Annotated in this window: 16 protein-coding genes; 8 read left to right on the forward strand and 8 right to left on the reverse strand. The window is 68.2% G+C overall.

The window, feature by feature from the left end:
• Nucleotides 1–121: 121 nt before the first annotated feature.
• Genes hpaD through FHS42_RS30605 form a run of 4 tightly spaced genes read right to left on the reverse strand, consistent with a single transcriptional unit; the run spans nucleotide 122 to nucleotide 5,081 of the window.
• Nucleotides 122–1,147, reverse strand: coding sequence for a 3,4-dihydroxyphenylacetate 2,3-dioxygenase (hpaD, locus tag FHS42_RS30590; RefSeq protein WP_184578189.1), 1,026 nt, complete (start codon nucleotides 1,145–1,147; stop codon nucleotides 122–124).
• A 20-nt stretch (nucleotides 1,148–1,167) separates the two neighbouring features.
• Nucleotides 1,168–2,664: a 5-carboxymethyl-2-hydroxymuconate semialdehyde dehydrogenase gene (gene hpaE / locus FHS42_RS30595; RefSeq protein WP_184578192.1), complete on the reverse strand. Its 1,497-nt coding sequence runs from the start codon at nucleotides 2,662–2,664 to the stop codon at nucleotides 1,168–1,170.
• 25 nt (nucleotides 2,665–2,689) lie between these two features.
• On the reverse strand, nucleotides 2,690–3,610 hold the full coding sequence (dapA, locus tag FHS42_RS30600; protein WP_184578195.1) for a 4-hydroxy-tetrahydrodipicolinate synthase: 921 nt from the start codon (nucleotides 3,608–3,610) through the stop codon (nucleotides 2,690–2,692).
• A 34-nt stretch (nucleotides 3,611–3,644) separates the two neighbouring features.
• Nucleotides 3,645–5,081 carry a fumarylacetoacetate hydrolase family protein gene (locus FHS42_RS30605; protein ID WP_184578198.1) on the reverse strand — a complete coding sequence of 479 codons (1,437 nt, stop codon included), beginning with the start codon at nucleotides 5,079–5,081 and terminating at the stop codon, nucleotides 3,645–3,647.
• A gap of 264 nt (nucleotides 5,082–5,345) precedes the next feature.
• Here FHS42_RS30605 and FHS42_RS30610 point away from each other — a divergent pair, with 264 nt between their 5' ends.
• The 6 genes from FHS42_RS30610 (at nucleotide 5,346) to FHS42_RS30635 (ending at nucleotide 12,201) form a co-directional block, all read left to right on the forward strand.
• Entirely contained in the window at nucleotides 5,346–6,086 is a 741-nt protein-coding gene (locus tag FHS42_RS30610) for an alpha/beta fold hydrolase (protein WP_184578201.1), read from the forward strand.
• Between the two features lie 61 nt (nucleotides 6,087–6,147).
• On the forward strand, nucleotides 6,148–6,822 hold the full coding sequence (locus tag FHS42_RS30615; RefSeq protein ID WP_184578205.1) for a GntR family transcriptional regulator: 675 nt from the start codon (nucleotides 6,148–6,150) through the stop codon (nucleotides 6,820–6,822).
• Between the two features lie 97 nt (nucleotides 6,823–6,919).
• The gene (locus tag FHS42_RS30620; RefSeq protein WP_184578208.1) at nucleotides 6,920–8,038 is read left to right on the forward strand and encodes a phosphotriesterase family protein; all 1,119 of its coding nucleotides are present in this window, start codon (nucleotides 6,920–6,922) and stop codon (nucleotides 8,036–8,038) included.
• Nucleotides 8,035–9,105 (forward strand): phosphotriesterase family protein, encoded by a 1,071-nt coding sequence (locus tag FHS42_RS30625; protein WP_184578211.1) that lies wholly within the window; start codon nucleotides 8,035–8,037, stop codon nucleotides 9,103–9,105. Before FHS42_RS30620 ends, FHS42_RS30625 begins: the two co-directional genes overlap by 4 nt.
• Before the next feature lie 47 nt (nucleotides 9,106–9,152).
• Nucleotides 9,153–10,130, forward strand: coding sequence for an alpha/beta hydrolase (locus FHS42_RS30630; RefSeq protein WP_184578214.1), 978 nt, complete (start codon nucleotides 9,153–9,155; stop codon nucleotides 10,128–10,130).
• 361 nt (nucleotides 10,131–10,491) lie between these two features.
• Complete coding sequence (locus tag FHS42_RS30635; protein WP_184578216.1) at nucleotides 10,492–12,201, forward strand: amidohydrolase; 1,710 nt, start codon at nucleotides 10,492–10,494, stop codon at nucleotides 12,199–12,201.
• Nucleotides 12,202–12,264: 63 nt separating this feature from the next.
• Here the strand turns inward: FHS42_RS30635 and FHS42_RS30640 are convergent, their stop codons facing one another.
• From FHS42_RS30640 to FHS42_RS30650, 3 genes are all read right to left on the reverse strand, one after another.
• Nucleotides 12,265–13,167 carry an aminoglycoside phosphotransferase family protein gene (locus tag FHS42_RS30640; RefSeq protein ID WP_184578219.1) on the reverse strand — a complete coding sequence of 301 codons (903 nt, stop codon included), beginning with the start codon at nucleotides 13,165–13,167 and terminating at the stop codon, nucleotides 12,265–12,267.
• A 558-nt stretch (nucleotides 13,168–13,725) separates the two neighbouring features.
• Entirely contained in the window at nucleotides 13,726–13,920 is a 195-nt protein-coding gene (locus tag FHS42_RS37745) for a DUF7691 family protein (protein ID WP_246495636.1), read from the reverse strand.
• A gap of 547 nt (nucleotides 13,921–14,467) precedes the next feature.
• Nucleotides 14,468–14,854, reverse strand: a complete 387-nt coding sequence (locus tag FHS42_RS30650; RefSeq protein WP_184578222.1) for an RICIN domain-containing protein — start codon at nucleotides 14,852–14,854, stop codon at nucleotides 14,468–14,470.
• A 964-nt stretch (nucleotides 14,855–15,818) separates the two neighbouring features.
• Between FHS42_RS30650 and FHS42_RS30655 the strand changes: the two genes are divergently transcribed.
• Both FHS42_RS30655 and FHS42_RS30660 read left to right on the forward strand, forming a co-directional pair.
• Complete coding sequence (locus tag FHS42_RS30655) at nucleotides 15,819–16,436, forward strand: ArsR/SmtB family transcription factor (RefSeq protein WP_184578225.1); 618 nt, start codon at nucleotides 15,819–15,821, stop codon at nucleotides 16,434–16,436.
• The gene (locus FHS42_RS30660) at nucleotides 16,433–17,794 is read left to right on the forward strand and encodes an MFS transporter (RefSeq protein ID WP_312867107.1); all 1,362 of its coding nucleotides are present in this window, start codon (nucleotides 16,433–16,435) and stop codon (nucleotides 17,792–17,794) included. Before FHS42_RS30655 ends, FHS42_RS30660 begins: the two co-directional genes overlap by 4 nt.
• On the opposite strand, the gene FHS42_RS30665 is transcribed toward FHS42_RS30660, so the two are convergent.
• The coding region (locus FHS42_RS30665; RefSeq protein WP_184578227.1) for a zinc ribbon domain-containing protein at nucleotides 17,753–18,001 on the reverse strand (249 nt) is incomplete at its 5' end. The genes FHS42_RS30660 and FHS42_RS30665 overlap by 42 nt on opposite strands.

Here is an 18,001-nt window from a genome sequence, read left to right on the forward strand (position 1 = left end):
GACCGCTGATCTCGACTGCTGATCCCATCAAGCCGCCGCCGGCGATCTTCGCCGGCGGCGGCCTTCGTACGCGGTCCGACTGCGGGCCGGGTGACGGCCGGAGCCCTCACCCGGTGCCGCGTCAGCCGTCCTGCTTGTTCGGTTCGACGATCCCCAGGCCATCGGCACCGACCTGCACGGCGGACTCGTCGAGTACGGCCTCGGCGACAGGCACGGGGCGGCCGTCGAGATCAAGGACCGGGGAGGCCTCCTTGTACCACGACTCGATCACCGCGTTGCCCCAAAAGTCGCGGCGGCGGTCGTCGTGGACGTTCCACCGGTAGGGCTCGTGGTCGGGGTCGCCGGTGTAGTAGTCGGAGGTGTAGATCTCGACCCGGTGACCGTCGGGGTCGCGCAGATAGAGGTAGAAGGCGTTGGAGACACCGTGTCGGCCGGGGCCTCGCTCGATGTGGTGCTCCTTGCGCACCGAGCCAAAGAGGTCAGCGGTGCGCAGTACCTGGTGTGACTCGTGGGTGGCCACTCCCACATGGTGCAGACGGGGCCCCGCGCCTCCGGTGAAGGCGACGTCGTGGACGGTCTGCTTGCGGTACATCCAGGCCGCGTACAACTCGTGTTCGTCGCCCTCGATGGTCTCGGAGCAACCGAAACCCAGTGCCTCGTAGTGGGCGTAGGCGGCGGGTATGTCGGGGGTGCAGATGTTGAAGTGGTCCAGGCGGGCTATCTCGGCGCCGCGGCGCAGGTCGTAGCGCTGGATGAGACGCTCGGCACGCTCTATGTCGTGGAAGAACTCCACGGGGAAGCCGAGCGGGTCGATGACGCGGACGGCGTCGCCGACTCCGGGGGTGCCGGCGCCTGCGGGCACGCGGCGCACGGGCCGGCCGAGTGCGGTGAAGTAGTGCTCGGCGCGATCGACGTCCTCGCTGGTGCGGACCCGGTAGGCGAGGTGGTCCAGGGCCGCTATCTCTCCCTTGCGCAGTACGAGGGAGTGGTGGGTGAGCTCGTCGGTCCCGCGCAGACACAGCCGGGACTCGTCCTCGTACTGGATGTGGAAGCCGAGCATGTCGGCCCAAAACCAGCGGGCTTTGGCCAGGTCGGTGACGACCAACTGGGCGTAAGCGGAGCGGACGACATCAGGAGGTGTGGTCATGGGATGTGGCTCCTTGACGATCACGCGCCGAAGCGGGGGGTGTGGGCCTGGCCGAGCATCACGTGGACGATTTTCGACTCGGTGTAGAAGTCGATGCTATGCGCACCGCCCTCCCGGCCCAGGCCGGATGACTTGACCCCGCCAAAGGGAGTCCGCAGGTCACGGACGTTATGGGAGTTGATCCAGACCATGCCGGACTCGACGGCGTGCGCGACGCGGTGTCCGCGCCGCAGGTCGGAGGTCCACACGTAGGCGGCGAGACCGTACTCGGTGGCGTTGGCCAGTTCGATGGCCTCGGCCTCGTCGTCGAAGGGCGCGACGGCGACGACCGGCCCGAAGATCTCCTCTTGGAAGATGCGGGCGTCGCGGGGGACGTCGACGAAGACGGTGGGCTGAAGGTAGTTGCCATCCGGCAGGTGCGCGGGGCGGCTGCCGCCGGCCACCAGCTTTGCCTCCTGCTGTCCGATTTCGACGTAATTCAGCACGCGCGCGTAGTGCTCGGAGTGCACCAATGCACCGACCTCGGTGGCCGGGTCGGCGGGCAGTCCAACCTTCACGCGTTCGGCGCGCTCGGCCAGGCGGCGGGTGAATTCCTCGTACACCGGGCGTTGTACGAGGACGCGGGAGCCGGCGGTGCAGCGCTCCCCGTTGAGCGAGAAGACGCCGAAGACGACCGAGTCCAGCGCCGCGTCCAGGTCGGCATCGGCGAAGATCACGACCGGGGACTTGCCGCCCAGCTCCATCGACGTGGTCTTCAGATGTTCCGCGGAACTGCGGACGATGTGCTTGCCGGTGTCCGTGGAGCCGGTGAAGGAGATCAGCGGCACCCGTGGATGGTCCACCAGGGCCTGGCCGGCCTCCGCACCGATGCCGTGCACGATGTTGACCACTGCGCACGGCACGCCGGCCGCGTCCAAGATCTCCGGCCACAGGCTCGCGGACAGCGGCGTCCACTCGGCGGGCTTGAGCACCAGGGTGCAGCCGGAGGCCAGCGCCGGTGCCAGCTTCCAGCTCTCCAGCATGAACGGCGTGTTCCAGGGGGTGATCAAGCCCGCGACGCCGATGGGGCTGCGGACGACGTAGTTGATCTGCTCGTCGCCGACTCGAAAGGCCTCCTCACCGAGGGAGACGATGACGTCGGCGAAGTAACGGAAGTTCTCGGCGGCCCGCCGGGCCTGCCCGCGGGCCTGGGTGATGGGCAGGCCGGAGTCAAAGGTTTCGAAGGCGGCCAGGCGCTCCTCGCGTGCCTCGACCTCGTCGGCGATCCGGTACAGGATGCGGGCCCGGTCCCGGTTGCCCAGCTTCGACCAGGCGGGGAAGGCGGCCGAGGCCGCGGTGACGGCGCGGTCCACGTCGTCGCGGTTGCCCGCCGCTGCGGTGGTGTAGGGAGAGTTGGAGACGGGGTCGCAGACGGGGAATGTGCGGCCGTCTGCGCTGTCGAGAAGCTCGCCGCCGATCCAGTGGCGGATCTTCTCGGGCAGGTCGCACGGGCGGCCCGCGGTCAGGTTCGTGGACATGGTGTCTCTTCCCGTACTCGAAGGGTCAGATCTGCTGGGTGAGGTCGTCGCCCTCGGCGAGCAGCACGCGGATGCGGGCCAGGGCGTCCTTGGAGGGTGATACGAGCGGGGGCCGCACATGTCCCGAGGTGATCCGGCCCTGCTGCTCCAGGACCCACTTGACCGGGGCGGGGTTGGTCTCGACGAAGAGCAGGTCAACCAGCGGATGCAGGCGGTAGTGCAGTTCCCGCGCGGCGTCGAACTCGCCAGCCTCCCACAGCTCGTACATGCGGGCCACGGCGGTCGGCGCCAGGTTGGCCACCGCGGAGACGAAACCGGCCCCGCCGAGCGCGAGCAGCGGCAGGCACAACAGCTCGATCCCCGACCACACCAGCAGCTCACGGCCGCAGGCGTGCAGCACGCGAGAGAAGTGCTCGAAGTCCTTGGTGGTCTCCTTGACGCCGACGAAGTTGTCGAAGTCGGTGAACAGCCGCCGCACGGTGTGCGGCGCGATATCGACGGCGGTACGGGAGGGCACGTTGTAGGCGACGAGGGGCAGGTCGGGGAACTCGCGGGCCACCGTGGCGTACCACTGGTACAGCGCCTCTTGGGTGGGTCGCGCGTAGTACGGGGTGATGACCAAGGCGGCGTCCGCGCCCATGTCCCGGGCCGCCGATGTGAGCTCAAGCGTCTCGTCCAGCTTGTGCGAGCCGGTGCCTGGCAGGAACGGCACCCGGTCGCCGATCTCGTCCACGGCGGTGCGCATGGCTGCGATGCGTTCGGCGACGGTCTGCGCGGACGGCTCGCCGGTCGAGCCTCCCAGCGAGATGCCGTGTGAGCCGGACTCCAACTGCCAGCGGACCAGACCCCGCAGGCTGTCGTGATCGACCGCGCCGTCCGCGGTGAACGGCGTGACGACGGGGGCGATGGACCCGCGGATGGTGGCGGGGTCGGTGCGGAACTTCATGGGTTGCTCCGTGGGTGGGTGGGGGCGAGCGGGGTCAGGAGTGGGTGCTGCGCCATTGCTGGTAGGTCGGTTGCCAGGCGGAGCCGAGTGGATACAAACCCTCGATCGGTTCGCCCGCCGCCACCTGTTCGGCGATGAACTGCTCCTGGAGTTCCTGTTCCACGCTGTCGACGATGAGCTCTTCGACCAGGTCCGGGGGGACGACGATGACGCCGTCTGCGTCGCCGACGAGGATGTCGCCGGGCTGAACGAGCGCTCCGCCGCAGGCAATTGGGGTGCCGGTGTCCCAGGGGACGTGGCGGCGCCCCAGGACGGCGGGGTGCTCGGCGGCGTAGTACGTGGGGAGGTTCAAGGCAGCCACCGCGGCGCTGTCCCGCAGGCCACCGTCGGTGACGATGCCGGCCGCGCCGCGCAGCTGCGCCCGCAGCGCCAAAATGTCACCGATGGTGCCGGACGTGGGGTCACGGCGGGCATCCATGACGAGCACCTGGCCGGGGCGCAGTTCTTCGACGGCACGCTTTTGCGCGTTCATGCCGTTGCCGAACTTCGCGAAGAGGTCTTCGCGAAGTGGCAGGTAGCGCAGGGTGTGCGCGGTGCCGACGAGCTTGGCACCGGGCTGGGTGGGGCGTACCCCGTCGATCGTCATGTGCTGCAAGCCGCGCTTGCGCAACTGGGAGCTGAGGGTGGCGGTGGAAAGGCCGCGCAGTGCCTTGGCAACGTCCGCAGCCAAGGCGGGCTCGGCCGCGCGGGCCGGGCCCCAGGCGTCGGCCCGCAGCGCGGCGTCGGCGCGCGGCATGGCACCCCAGGTCGCCAGGGTGTGCTCGGCTTCAACCACCGTGTTACGCAGCCGACCGCTGGAGACGCGCTGGTGCGGGCCGCTGACTTCGACCTCCACGGTGTCGCCGGGTGACACCACTGAGGCGCCGGCCGGGGTCCCGGTGAGGATCACATCGCCGGGCTCCAGGGTGACCAGGCGCGACAGGTCGGCTATCAAAGCGCCGAACGGGAAGAGCAGCGTGGAGGTGTCGGCGTCCTGGACCAGTTCGCCGTTGACCCAGGTTTGCAGTCGCAGCGCGGCGGGATCGAGCCCGGTGGCGTCCAGCAGCCGGGGGCCGATGGGAGTGAAGCCATCTGCGCCCTTCGACCGCAGATTGGACCCGCGGTCGGCATGTCGCAGGTCGTACGCGCCGGCGTCGTTGGCCGCCGTCACCCAGGCGACGTGGCTCCAGCCCTGCTCCGGCGCCACCCGATGGGCCCGGCGGCCGATGACGAGGGCGATCTCTCCCTCGAAGGACATGAGTTCACAGCCGCTGGGACGAACGAGGACGTCACCGACCCCGGATAGCGAGGAGGGGGGTTTGAGGAAGTAGGACGGCTGGTCGGGGGCGCGCCCGCGTTCCTTGGCTCGGCAGCGGTAGTTGAGGTGGACGGCGATGATCTTTGACGGCTGGGTTCCCAGCGGATGCGGCATGGGAGGTCTCCTGGGCGTGAGCGGCGTCAGGCGCTGGTCGAGGAGGGCGGCGCCGGTCCGTACCGACGTGGCGAGGGTTATGGCACGGATGGCATCGGCCCCTTGTGGGGTACGGGTCGAGCAAAGCCGCGATCTAGTAATCGTATACGATATCATGCATGGCATGAGGGGACATTGATCCGGCCGGCTTCGCGACGGCGAGGCACGGGGCGCAGGCAGGATTGAAGGTCCCCCAACAACACTCGATGTGAGGATGTGCGACCGATGCGCAGTCGAACTGGTCTAACTGTCCGTACGTTCGCCCCCGACCAAGCCGCCGCGAGGCCGCCCGTACTCCTCGTGCACGGCTTCGGTTCCCACGGCAACAGGGACTGGGTCGAAACCGGCATCGCCCGAGCGCTGGCCGCGGCCGGACGCGTGGTGATCGTGCCCGACCTGCGGGGCCACGGGGACAGCCCGGCGCCCTTGGCTGCCGACGAGGTCGCCGCACCGGCTCACGTCACCGACCTGGTCGCCGTGCTGGACGAGGCGGGCGCCGACACCTTCGATGTGGTCGGGTACTCGCTGGGCGCCAGGCTCGCCTGGGAGTTGCCGAAGACGGCACCCGGTCGGTTGCGCCGGGCCGTCCTCGGCGGGCTCAGCCCCGTCGAGCCGTTCGAGGCGGTGGACGTGGCGGCGCTGCACCGCGCGGTCGCCGGCGGCGCCGAGCCCGCCGATCCGTTCACCGCGGCGATCGCCGGAATGGTACGCGCGCACGGGGCCCGGGCAGCCGGCCTTGCGCTGTGCGTCGAAGGGCTGCGCAGCACGCCCTTCACGCCGCGAACGTGGGCCGGACGGACGCCGCCCGTCTTCGTCGTCGGGAAGGACGACGCGATGACCCGCGGGATAGAACAGGTCGTCGATCTGCTCGACGGGGCGGAGTTGGTCACGGTCCCCGGCGACCACCTTGAGGTTCTCGCAGGGGCCGCGTTCCGCCGTACAGTCCTAGAAGTGCTCGCAGGGTGAGCGGACGAGTAGACAGCCGGGGTCGCGATGCGGCCGGCCGGACCGGGGCAGGGGAACATCGATGAGTACCACGGAGAAACAGACCTCCGACAAGGGGTCAAAGGCCGAGCTCAGTTACGATCTGCTGCGCTCGCGCATCCTCGACGGGACCTACGGGCCGGGCTACCGGCTGGTCCTCAGTCAGCTCGCACGAGAGATCGGCGTCAGCACGATCCCCCTGCGCGAGGCCCTGCGCCGGCTACAGTCCGACGGGCTGGTCGAGGTCGTGCGCAATATCGGCGCACGGGTGGCGGTCTTCGACGCCACCCAGGTGGAGCACTCGCTCCAAGTTCTGGCCCGCCTGGAGGGGTACGCGACCGCGATCTGCGCGCCCCACATGACGGCGAAGCACATCGAGCGTTCTCGTAAGGTCAACGCCCGCATGACCAGGGCGCTGGAGGACTTCGACCCGATGTCCTTCACCGCCCTCAATCGAGAGTTCCACTTCTCCCTGTACGAGCACTGTCCGGACGCACATCTGGTCTCCCTCCTGGAGGCGGAGTGGGCACGGCTGGATCACATGCGCCGCTCGACCTTCAGCCATGTCCCCGGGCGGGCCCGTCGCTCCGTCGCGGAGCATGAGCGGTTGCTGGAACTGATCGAGACGGGCGCGCAGAACCAGGAGATCGAGCGGGTTGCCTGCGGCCACAAGATCGCTACCGCTGACGCGTTGCGCCAGGCGCGGGGCGCATCGTAGGTCGGCCGCAACGCCAGGCCCGCGGCCCGGGCCGGGCACGCGCCACTACCCGCCAAATCGTATACGATGAGGTATCTCGCCTGTTACATTGGGCCGCATGTCCACCACCGACTCGACTGTGGGTGCGGTCAACGTGCCGAGGGCCGCGCAGCTATCCGAGGGGACCGCCGTCACCGTCACCGGCGAGGTCCCGCCGGACGCGCTCGGCGTGGTACTCCCCCACGAACATCTGCTGAGTGACTTCGCCACGCCTGGCGACACGGCGGCATCCTGGGCGGCTGTGGGGCGCACCCGTCCCACAGCCGCACACTGGCTCACGTTCTACCGCGCGCCCCTGACGATGAAGCTCCTCGGCGAAGTCGGCATGGGCGCCCCCAACAGGGACAACTGGCTACTCGGGGACGAGGCACTCGCGGCCGAAGAGGCCACCGCGTATCGGCTCGCCGGCGGTGCCACGCTGGTAGACGCCACGCCGGTCGGCCTCGGTCGTCGCCCGGCCGCTTTGCGTCGGATCTCCGAGGCGACCGGCCTGCATATCGTCAGGGGAGCGGGCCGGTACCACCCCGCGTGGGGCGAAGGGCCCGCCGACATCACCTCCGAGAGCCTCACCGAGGAGATCGTCCGGGACCTCACCGAGGGTGTGGACGGGGTCCGGGCGGGCCTCATCGGCCAACTCTCGGCACTCGACCCGACGCAGCCCGCAGCGCGCGCCGTCTTGGTCGCGGCGGCACGCGCGTCGGCCGCAACGGGCGCCCCGATCTCGCTCAACCGCTGCGCGGACGCCACCACCCAGCAGCGCGTGCTCGATCTGCTCGCCGATGAAGGTGCGGACCTCACCCACGTCGCCATCGGGCACTGCGACGCGCTCTCGCCTCGCCCAGATGACCTCCAACCTCTGCTGGAGCGTGGGGTGTTCGTACAGTTCGACCAACTCGGCCGACTGCCCTCGGCCCTCAGCGGCCACGACGACCAGGATGTCGCCGCGGCCGTGCTGGAGCTCGCTCGCCAGGGCCACACCGGGCGCGTTCTGCTGTCACAAGGCGTCAGCACCAAAGCGCAGTTGCTCGCCTACGGCGGAGGCGGCTACGGCTTCATCCTCCACCAGTTCATCCCGTACATGAGGATGCTCGGGGCCGACGACGCCCTCCTCGAATCCATCACCGTGCGCAACCCCGCACGACTGCTCACCATCGCGAACCGGAAGGCCGACTCGTGAGCCGCTACCCCTTCGAGATCCCGGACATCGCCGGCCAGGCCCTCACCGTCACGGGGCCCGTGGACCCGTCAACTCTCGGTGACACGCTCATGCACGAGCACCTCTTCGTCGATCTGCGCCGGCCGCCGCGATTCCACCGTCCCGGCGAGGACTCCGCCGAAGCCGCCGAGCCGCTCGCCCTCGCCTGTCTGGCGCGTACCCGCCATGGGCACCCGAACGCCGACAACGACCTGTTGGGCGACTTCGACGAGATGCTGTCGGAGGCGCTCGCCTTCGTCCGCGCCGGGGGACGCACGATGGTCGAGGTCTCCCCCATCGGCCTGGGCAGGGCTCCCGAATCGCTCCTTCGGTTGTCTCGCGCCAGCGGACTCAACATCGTCATGGGTGGCGGCTGGTACACCCCGACCTTCCATCCGGCGGACATGGACGAGCGCGGCGTAGACGAACTAGCCGACATCATCGTGCGCGACGTCGCCGTCGGGGCGGACGACACCGGAATCCGCTCGGGCATCATCGGCGAAGTCGGCGCGGAAACAGCCCCGTTGACGGACAACGAGCTCAAAAGCGTGCGCGCGAGCGGGCGCGCAAGCAGGGCGACGGGAGCCCCGGTCACCTTTCACGTCGGCGGAGTCGGCGAGGAGAAGTTCCGGGTGCTCGACATCCTCGCGGAGGAGGGCGTCGCCGCGTCGAACATCGTCCTGGGCCATGCCGGGGAGATCCTCACGGACCCGGCGTTCGGCCGGCGCATCCTGGCGCGCGGCGTCTTCGTGGAGTTCGACTTCCTCGCCTCACCCGGAAGCCCGTGGGGGCACCTCGTCCTCACCAGCGACCACAAGGTCGCCTGGGGCGTCGCGGAACTGATCGAGCGGGGTTACGCGCACCAGATCCTGCTCGGCCACGACGTGTGCCAAAAGATCCAGCTCAAGAGATACGGCGGCCAGGGCTACGACTACATCCCACGGCACTTCCTACCCGCCCTGCGCCGCCTGGGGGTCAGCGAGGAGGCCCTCCACACGATCATGGTCGAGAATCCCGCGCGAGCGCTCGCCTTCGCCGCGCCGCAGTGATCGGTTCGCCCACCCACACCTGTCCGACCGCCCATGAGGGAGTCACCATGCGCGTCGCCCCCGTTCCCTTCGATCCGGCACTGAACGCGGTGCTTGGCGCACTGCCTCGAAGTGAGGGACCCGAGCCCTGTGTGCAGAGCATTCCAGCGATGCGCGATGGTGCGGCGGCCATCCCCACACCCTCAGTCGCCGAAGTCATCGATGCGCGGGCGATCGACGCCGAGGAGCGAACGATTCCCGGCCCCAGCGGCGCACCGGATCTCCTCATCACCGTGCTACGTCCGCGGCACCTCAAGGCGCCGGTTCCCGGGCTGTACAACATGCACGGCGGCGGCATGATCAGCGGCCATCGCCACCACGACATCCCCCGCCTCGCCGACCTGGTCGAGGAGCTCGGGGTCGTCGCCCTCAGTGTCGAGTACCGCCTCGCACCGGAACACCCCGACCCGGCCCCGGTGGAGGACTGCTACGCCGGACTGAGGTGGTTGTCGCGAAGCGCCGCAGAACTCGGCGTGGACCCTCGCCGCATCGTCGTCATGGGGGGCAGTGCCGGAGGTGGCCTCGCGGCCGGGGTCGCGCTGATGGCACGCGATCGCAAGGGGCCGTTCGTGGCGGGACAACTGCTGCTGTGCCCCATGCTCGACGACAGCAACACCACGGTCTCCAGCCATCAGTACGACGGCAGCGGCACCTGGCAACGATCGATGAATGTCCTTGCGTGGCAGGCGTTGCTCGGCCACACGGCGGGCGATCCCATGGCCAACGTGTCGCTCTACGCCGCCCCCGCACGGGCAAGTGATCTGTCGAACCTGCCACCCGCGTTCGTCGAGGCCGGCAGCGCAGAGCTGTTTCGTGACGAAGACGTGCAGTACGCGTCCCGTATCTGGGCGGCAGGCGGACAGGCAGAGCTGCACATCTGGCAAGGGGCCTTCCACGGCTTCGACATTTTCGCACCCGAGCACGAGGTGACACACGCCGCCTTGGCGGCTCGCCTGTCCTGGCTGCGCCGTGTACTCGACCTGTGACCCGCAACTGTCACCCGCAGCGCACCGTCGCTCCCCGCACGCATCCGACCCGGCGCACACACCCCAGTACCCATCCCCTGTCGGGCCCGTACGCCCACGAGGTTTGATGCCAAACAATGTGGCGCGTACGGCAGGCGGCCACCCGCGCACCATCGGCCTGGTCCAGCGGCGAGCACATCGCACCTGAGCGGACCGATGCCGGCGGCGCCTCCCGCCTCGTTCGAGCACGCGAAGCAACGCTCGTAGCGCAGCCGGCCGGACCCGCTCCCTCAGACCACCACAACCGTGCCACTGCGCCGCGCCCGCGCCGGGCGCGCCCTCACCCCCGCCCCTACCGTTCACCAGCCAAGAAAGGTCATCCATGCCGGAGACAGCGGACCTCATCCTGACCGGCGGCGACGTACTGACCATCGACGACGGCTTCACCGTCGCCCAGGCGGTCGCCGTGAAAGCCCACCGCATCCTCGCCGTGGGCGGCGACGCGGAGATCACCGCACTCGCCGGACCGCAGACACAGGTGATCGACCTTGCCGGCCGAACCGTGCTGCCAGGGATCAACGACTCCCATCTGCACGGCGCGGCATGGGCACTGACCAGGCCGCCGTTCGCCTTGGACATCAGTCACCCGGCCGTGCGGTCGATCGCCGATATCACCGAGGCAGTGCGCCAGGCCGCGGCCGAAACACCCAGCGGGCAGTGGATCACCGGCCTCGGCTGGGACGTTGGCTACTTGGCCGAGTGCCTGGCCGATCCCACCCGCCGCCCACGGCGCAGCGACCTGGACGACGCCGCCCCCCACCACCCAGTCTGCCTAACCGACTTCTCCGGTCACATGGTCTGGGTGAACTCCACGGCACTTGAGCTCGCCGGGATCGCACGTGGTACTGAGCCTCCGTCTGGCGGAGTGATCGACACCGATGCCACTGGGGAACCCACCGGGATGTTGAAGGAGACGGCACAGGCGCTCGTGCAGGCACTGATACCGCCCGCGACGGTGGCCCAACGCAAAGAGGCGATCCAAAGAGCCGTGGCGGCACTGCACGCCGAGGGCATCACCAGCTACACGGAACCGGGGCTCGGCCCAGGTGGCGCCGAAATCCTCGGTGGGGGCCTCGACACCGCAACGCTGCACGCCTACATCGAGTTGGCCCGCGCCGGCCAACTCGCGTCCCGCGTACGCGTCTTGTTGCTGCCCGCGCCCATGGGCGGCACGGCGGCCGACGTGACCGCCGGCCTGCGGGGGCTCGCTCCACCCAAGGACGTGGACGCCAGAAGACTCGCCGTCATCGGAGTCAAGCTGTTCGCCGATGGCGTGCCACCCAACGAGACCGCTTGGATGCACGATCCATACCCGGGCGGCGGTCACGGAGCGCTGTGCGTACACGGCACCGACGCCAGCTTGAAGCAGGCTGAGCTCGCCGAGATGATACGAGTCGCCCACACCGCCGGGTACCAAGTGGGGGTGCACGTCACCGGCGACCGGGCGATCGACGCCGTGGTCGATGCCTTCGTGGCCGCCCACCACGCGCATCCGCGCCCGGACGCTCGGCACTATGTCATCCATGGCGACTTCGCCTCGGCGCAGAGCCTTGCGAAGCTGGCCGCGCACGGTTACGGCATCAACATGAACCCCGCCATCAAGTGGACCATCGCAGACCTGATGGACGACATAGTCGGCAGCAAGCGATCGGACTACCAGTGGCCGGTGCGCTCCGCGGCCGAGGCGGGAATCGCCATCTGCGTCGGCTCCGACGCCCCGATCACCATGCCCAACTGGCGGCAGGGCATCGCCAGCATGCTGCTGCGCGAATCCAAGGCCACCGGCCGGGTGAGCGGCCCCGACCAGCGCGTTTCGCTGGAGACGGCACTGCGTGCCTACACCGTCAACCCCGCCAGGCAGGACTTCGCCGAGGCGTGGAAGGGCACCATCGAAGCAGGTAAGGTCGCCGACCTGTGTGTCCTGGGCGGCGATCTGCGCGCCACCGACCCGCACGACATCCCCCACCTGCCCATCGACCTCACCGTCCTCGACGGGCACATCGTGTTCGCACGCGACAACGGCCGGCCATGACGTGCTGCGCCGCGCCGCGCGCTCCCCGCGTAGCCCTCACACAAGATCAACACGAATCGTGCATCAAACACCCTTCAGAACACGATCAAGTGCCGCCCGACCTACGGGTCCCCAGTGAGGCTTGCCGCCGGGCAGACCTCGATCTCCGTTTTGCCCCATGAGCAGCAGGAAGAGGCTCTTCATAGCGGCCAGCCCGCGGGCGCGCCGGATCGTCGCCTCGTCCGCACGCGCGTACATGTCGAAGAACCGTGAGGCCGTGCCCGCGGGTAGCAGCACCCATGCGGCGGCGAGGTCCCACGCTGGATCGCCGGCGAACATGTCACCGAAGTCCACGATGCCTGAGAGCGTTCCGCCGCAGACAACGACGTTCGCGGGGTGCAGGTCGCCGTGTACCCACACCGGCGGGCCCGCCCACGCCTGGGCTGCAACGGCGTCGTCCCAGACCTTCCGGACGTCGGCAGCTATGTCGTCGGGAGTGACGGCCTGAAAGAAGTTGTCGAAGCCGTCCGTGCAGTTCCTGGGATGGGCGCCGCGGTCCGAAGCGATCGGCGCCTCGGGGGGCGCCTCCACATGGAGCGCCTGGAGGAAACCCGCCAGAGCGTCGGCCGCGTGGGCGCCGCGGCTGATCGAGCCGTGGTCCAGCGGCTCGCCGGGAACCCACGTCATCACGGTCCAGTGCTTGGGGAAGCGCTCGGACGGTTCGCCGAACCGCACCGGGGTCGGCACCGGGAGCGGCAGGCGCGGGGCCAACACAGGTAACCACCGCCGCTCCTTGAGCTGGTGCTCCGGGGTGGGGTCCATGCGCTGCATTCGCACGGCCAGCTCGTCCCCGAGCCGCCACACGTGATTGCCCCAGCCACCCGCCACCTCACGAATGGCCAGCCCTGCCAGGTCTGGATGTTGCTCCCGCAGCAGGTCGCGGACCAGGTCTGCGGTGATCTCGGTGTCGGTGTCGGTGTCGGTCATACGAAGTCACAGTAGTGAGGCGGCAGGCGGAGCGGCTCTCGCCCTTCACCACATTTCGCTGTTTCCTCTGCCGTCATCAATTCGGCCTCGGAGAGTTATAGCTCAGAGGCTTTGGAGGGAAAGGGCCCGAAGTTTCAAAAAGCAGGCATGTTCGTGCTGACAGGGGCGCCCTGGGGACGTCCGCATGAGGCGAGTTCGACCTTGCGGCGATCGAAGCGATCCGCGAGTTTCTTCCATCCCTGCTCGGTGGTATCGCGGTATTCACCCTCTGGTCGGGTCTGCCGACGTCGGTGAAGGTGGGCTTGATAGCGACGGACGACATCTTCGTTGAGGACAGCGACGTAGCCGCGGGTTGCGGGGCGTCGGCTACGCATCGCCCGCGGGCAGAAGAACGAACTGAACGTTTCGATCGTCGTCGGGGCTCATACAGTGTGCAGCCGGCTGCCCTCCCACTTCAATCTCGGCCAGGTGAGCTTGAGGAAAAGGGTGTCCGGGTGAAGAAGCTGATGTTCTTCGTGGCGTACTTTCACTCGGTGTGCTCGATCGCAAGTTTCTCGGTCAGCCCTTGTACGTCGTACCGGAGCTCCGGGTCAGCCGGTCCAGAACTGCCCGGTAGGCATCAGCGGCGGGCTTGGCCTGAGCCAGCGGAAGGTGGCCGATGGCCGGATATCCCTCCACCGCTAAGGCGAACGGGAAGCCGTAGGCCAGCACATCGTTCTTGTCCGCGGTGGAGTACGCAATGTTTTGACTCATGGCCGCCATGGTGCCAAGAAGCGCTGACATTCATTGCTGCGCTCATACAGGGGCGCCTCGCGCGAGCAGGTCACTCCGAACAGGACGCCACGCCCGAACTTCGTGCCCCGTAGGCAGTGGCCGACGTACAGAGCTGGTCCCCCGCAACTGGCCGCCGGGGGGCGGCCGGTGGCACGCGCCGGCTATAGCCAGCGGACAGCTACGCGGAAGCCCGCGCCGCCTCTATCAACGGCCCGAGATGCACAGCGGCAAGCTCGACGGCGCGCGCTCAGGGGGCGTTCGCCCCCTAGCACCACCGTGAGCTAGCTGGCGACGAGCAAGCTCTGCTCGCCGCCAGCAGCGCGGCGCAGGAGCGACATACGGGAGCAGCGTGCGGCGGCACAACAACAGCGGGAGCCCTCAGACGCCTGACACCGTCCGGTCTCCGGGGCCGACGGGCCGGGCTCCGTCTCCCCGAGCGGCGCTTTGTCCGCATTGCTTCACGCTGTTCGGCTCATTGTGCCATCGGGCCGAAGGAGCGATGCTCCGCTGGCTTTCATCGGGGTCGTCAGGACCACTTCTGGTAGCTGCCACCGTTCGAAGGCTCGGTGTAAACGTGTTGCGCGGCGTTACTGTCCAGGAAGAAGCCGGTCGCCACGTTCTGGAGGCGGTAGCTGCCGCCGGCAGCGGTGATGACCCACTTTTGGTAGCTGCCGCCGTTGCAGCCGTGCGTGTAGACGCGACGGGCGGCGTTGCTGTCGAGGCAGAAGCCCGTGGCCTGGTTGGTCAGCGTGTACCCGCCGCTGACGGCGCTCACCTTCCAGTTCTGGTAGGCGCCCCCGTTGCAGTTATGCGTGTAGACGCTTTGTGCGGCGTTGCTGTCGAGACAAAAACCAGTGGCGACATTCCGGAACTGCTCTGTGCCCGGGACCGCCGCCTGTGCCGGAGTCGTCATGGCGAGGATGCCAGCACCGGCCGCGACCGTGGACGCTAAAGCGGAAAAGAGTCTGCGTGGCGTAAACATAATCTTCCCTTCGCAGTGGTTGATTACCGGGGAGAGTAGCCGGGCTCGACACACTAAACAATTATGATCACTCTTCTCGATGACTCAGCCTGTGCCCGCACGCCAATTCCCTTTCTTACGAGCGAGGGAGTGTTCCATGTGCTAATAGCGTGACGCTCAGAAAAGGCTGGCCCCGCTATCAGACACTCCACGTCACTAAACCGGAATTTCCTGCCTCGCTGCCGAGCTCAGCGCCGCACCAGCAAGGGTAGTTTGCCCGAATATATTCCGTCTGACGGAATTTGAGCCGTCCCTTTACCGGTCGCAAGGTTGGGCGAAATATGACTGGTCGCACCGCCGAGCGAACATCGTCGAGTTAGCCGAGATGCGCATCAGCGGCCTTCGCCAGGCGCGGCAGCAGGCCCAGCAACTCGGGGAAGCCGTGGCGTTGCGACACTTCACGATTCGAGATCACGGCACTCCTCGGGAACGAACGCCGCCCCGCCGCCATCCGCTGGGGTGCCTACGTCACACACGCCTGGGCCAAGTACGTCGCTGGCCGGGCTGAGGGCCAGGCCCATGAGCGGGAGGAGGGGAATGGATACGGAATGGCTGCTCCCACCCCGGTGGTACGAGATCTCTGACCCCGGCAGCCTGATCGACAGCGCGCCCCCTGCCGACTCATCCACGCCAGGGTCCGGTCACAGCCGCACTTCGAGACCGGGCACAGTCCACACCAGGACCGAGCACAGTCCACACCGCGACCGAGCACAGCCCCACGCTACGACCCAGGCACAGTCCGTCCGGCGCAACGTGCCCAGCCACACCCGATCCCCCGTGGGCCTATACGACACCTACCTCACGATACAGATGTGAGAGTTGACTCTCACAATTTATGAGAGGAGACTCTCACATCATGGACCCCAGTAATCGCCTAGGCGATATCGAGATCACCGATCCGCAAGCCATGCGAGCGCTGGCGCATCCGGTGCGGCTGGCCATCCTTGACCACCTCCAGCGACATGGGCCGGCAACCGCCACCCAACTAGCTCCCAACGTGGGAGCAACGCCCTCGGTGACCAGTTGGCATCTGCGCCACTTGGCCGGCTTTGGCCTGGTCCGTGACAGTGAGCCTGGACCGGACCGCCGCCAACGGCGGTGGGAGGCAGCAGCGCGAGGCTTTCGCTTCGATTCGCCGCAAGACCCGGCCGATGAGGAGGGCCAGTCAGCCGCGCGGGTGCTGTCGCAACAGATGTTCCTGCGCTATGCCGATCGCCCGAGCCGATGGGCTGCCGAAGTCGAGCCCGGACTCGACCCCGTGTGGCGCAGACTGGCCGGGCTGGCCAACACCCGTGTCGTCGTCTCTGCCGAGGAACTCGCCGCCATCGAGGACGAGATCGAGCGCCTCCTTGCGCCGTACGTCACTCGCGACCCGACCGAGCGGCCCGCGGACGGCCGCGGCGTCCATCTGATGCGCTACGTCCTGCCGGAAGGCACCGAGCAGCAGACGGGGCAGACGGGGCAAACGCCGTGAACATATCGGACCAGACCGTCGCGGTATCACTATGGCGGGATCGACGGTTCCGCCGCTTCTGGGCCGGCCAGTCGGTCTCACAGTTTGGCGACCGGATCACCGAATTGGCCCTGCCCCTGATCGCCATCAGCGCCCTGCACGCTTCGACCAACCAGGTGGCGTGGCTGACCGCTCTCATCTGGGCCCCGAACCTGCTCGCCATTCTTCTGGGGGCGTGGGTCGATCAGCGCGCCCGCAAACGCCGTTTGATGGTCCTTGCCGACCTGGTGCGCGGCGCAGTCCTGCTCAGCGTCCCGGTGGCCTATCTGTTAGGGACGGTGACGCTAGGACAGCTATACGCCGTGGCGATACTGACGGGCGCCGCCGGGGTGCTGTTCAACACCGCCTATCCGCCGTTCTTCGTGCATCTGGTGCCGCGCGCGTCCTACGTCGATGCGAACAGCAAGCTGAGCGCCACCCGGTCCGCATCGTATGTCGCCGGCCCTGCCATCGGCGGCGCTCTGATCCAGGCGCTGACCGCGCCCGTCACCCTTGTTGTGGATGCCCTGTCCTTTTTGGCATCAGCGTTCCTGGTCGGTCGGGTTGCGATCGACGAACCGCCTGCCGCCGCCGGGAACGCAGCGGGGCCCTCGCTGTGGCAACGCGCCCGCGAGGGACTGTCGTTCGTCGTCCGTCACCCAGTGCTGCGGCCCGCTCTCGGCTGCGCGGCGACCGTCAACTTCTTCTCCTTCGTCGCGGGCAGTGGGCTGATCGTGCTGTTCGCCAACCGGAGCCTTGGACTGTCGGCGGGGTTGATCGGCATCGCGTTCGGGATCGGCGCAACCGGTTCCCTCCTAGGCGCGGTGTGCGCCCCGAAGGTGTCGCGACGGTTTGGTGTGGGGCGCAGCATCGTGGTGGGCGCGGTGTTGTTCCCGGCGCCGATCGCCATCACTGCCGCCGCGGACGGCCCGCTCTGGCTTCGTGCCGGGGCCTTGGCCGCGACCGAGTTCCTGTCCGGCTTCGGCGTCATGCTGTTCGACGTCAACCTCAACTCCCTGCAGGCCGCAGTGATCCCCGATGGCATGCGCAGCCGCGTGGCCGGCGCGTTCAGCACGATCAACTACGGCGTACGCCCCATCGGCGCCATCGTCGGAGGGCTACTCGCTACCTTCATCGGTTTGAGGCCGACCCTCCTCATCGCCGCTGTCGGCGGGGCCCTGTCGGTGCTGTGGCTACTGCCCTCGCCGATACCCCACATCCGCTCCCTGGCTCCGAACACCACTGCGGACACCGCTAGGGATGTGACCTCTCCCCCAGCTGAAGCCGGGGGCTTCTCGTTACGCCGGGTTGGCGTTGCGACGGACCAGCCCGGCCCGTAGAACGTTGGTAGCTCCCACCGTGTCGGCGTGCGCGGTGTGGCCGCACGAGAGGCAGTGGAATTTTTCCTGTGTGGGCCGGTTCTCCTTCGCGGTGTGCCCGCATTCGGGGCAGGTGCGGGAGGTATTGCGGGGGTCCACTGCGATCACTTCCCGTCCGGCGCTTTCAGCCTTGGCGTGCAAGATCGTCAGGAAAACCCCCCATCCGGC

It is taken from the genome of Streptomyces zagrosensis (assembly GCF_014203645.1).
GTDB classification, from domain to species: domain Bacteria; phylum Actinomycetota; class Actinomycetes; order Streptomycetales; family Streptomycetaceae; genus Streptomyces; species Streptomyces zagrosensis.

Bases quoted from the DNA above. Each gene is read 5' to 3' on its own strand.
- FHS42_RS30635 (WP_184578216.1), top strand. From the start codon at position 10,492: ATGCCGGAGACAGCGGACCTCATCCTGACCGGCGGCGACGTACTGACC.
- FHS42_RS30605 (WP_184578198.1), bottom strand. From the start codon at position 5,081: ATGCCGCATCCGCTGGGAACCCAGCCGTCAAAGATCATCGCCGTCCAC.
- hpaE (WP_184578192.1), bottom strand. From the start codon at position 2,664: ATGTCCACGAACCTGACCGCGGGCCGCCCGTGCGACCTGCCCGAGAAG.
- FHS42_RS30640 (WP_184578219.1), bottom strand. From the start codon at position 13,167: ATGACCGACACCGACACCGACACCGAGATCACCGCAGACCTGGTCCGC.
- hpaD (WP_184578189.1), bottom strand. From the start codon at position 1,147: ATGACCACACCTCCTGATGTCGTCCGCTCCGCTTACGCCCAGTTGGTC.
- FHS42_RS30620 (WP_184578208.1), top strand. From the start codon at position 6,920: ATGTCCACCACCGACTCGACTGTGGGTGCGGTCAACGTGCCGAGGGCC.
- FHS42_RS30615 (WP_184578205.1), top strand. From the start codon at position 6,148: ATGAGTACCACGGAGAAACAGACCTCCGACAAGGGGTCAAAGGCCGAG.
- FHS42_RS30655 (WP_184578225.1), top strand. From the start codon at position 15,819: ATGGACCCCAGTAATCGCCTAGGCGATATCGAGATCACCGATCCGCAA.
- FHS42_RS30630 (WP_184578214.1), top strand. From the start codon at position 9,153: ATGCGCGTCGCCCCCGTTCCCTTCGATCCGGCACTGAACGCGGTGCTT.
- FHS42_RS30650 (WP_184578222.1), bottom strand. From the start codon at position 14,854: ATGACGACTCCGGCACAGGCGGCGGTCCCGGGCACAGAGCAGTTCCGG.
- FHS42_RS30610 (WP_184578201.1), top strand. From the start codon at position 5,346: ATGCGCAGTCGAACTGGTCTAACTGTCCGTACGTTCGCCCCCGACCAA.
- dapA (WP_184578195.1), bottom strand. From the start codon at position 3,610: ATGAAGTTCCGCACCGACCCCGCCACCATCCGCGGGTCCATCGCCCCC.
- FHS42_RS37745 (WP_246495636.1), bottom strand. From the start codon at position 13,920: ATGAGTCAAAACATTGCGTACTCCACCGCGGACAAGAACGATGTGCTG.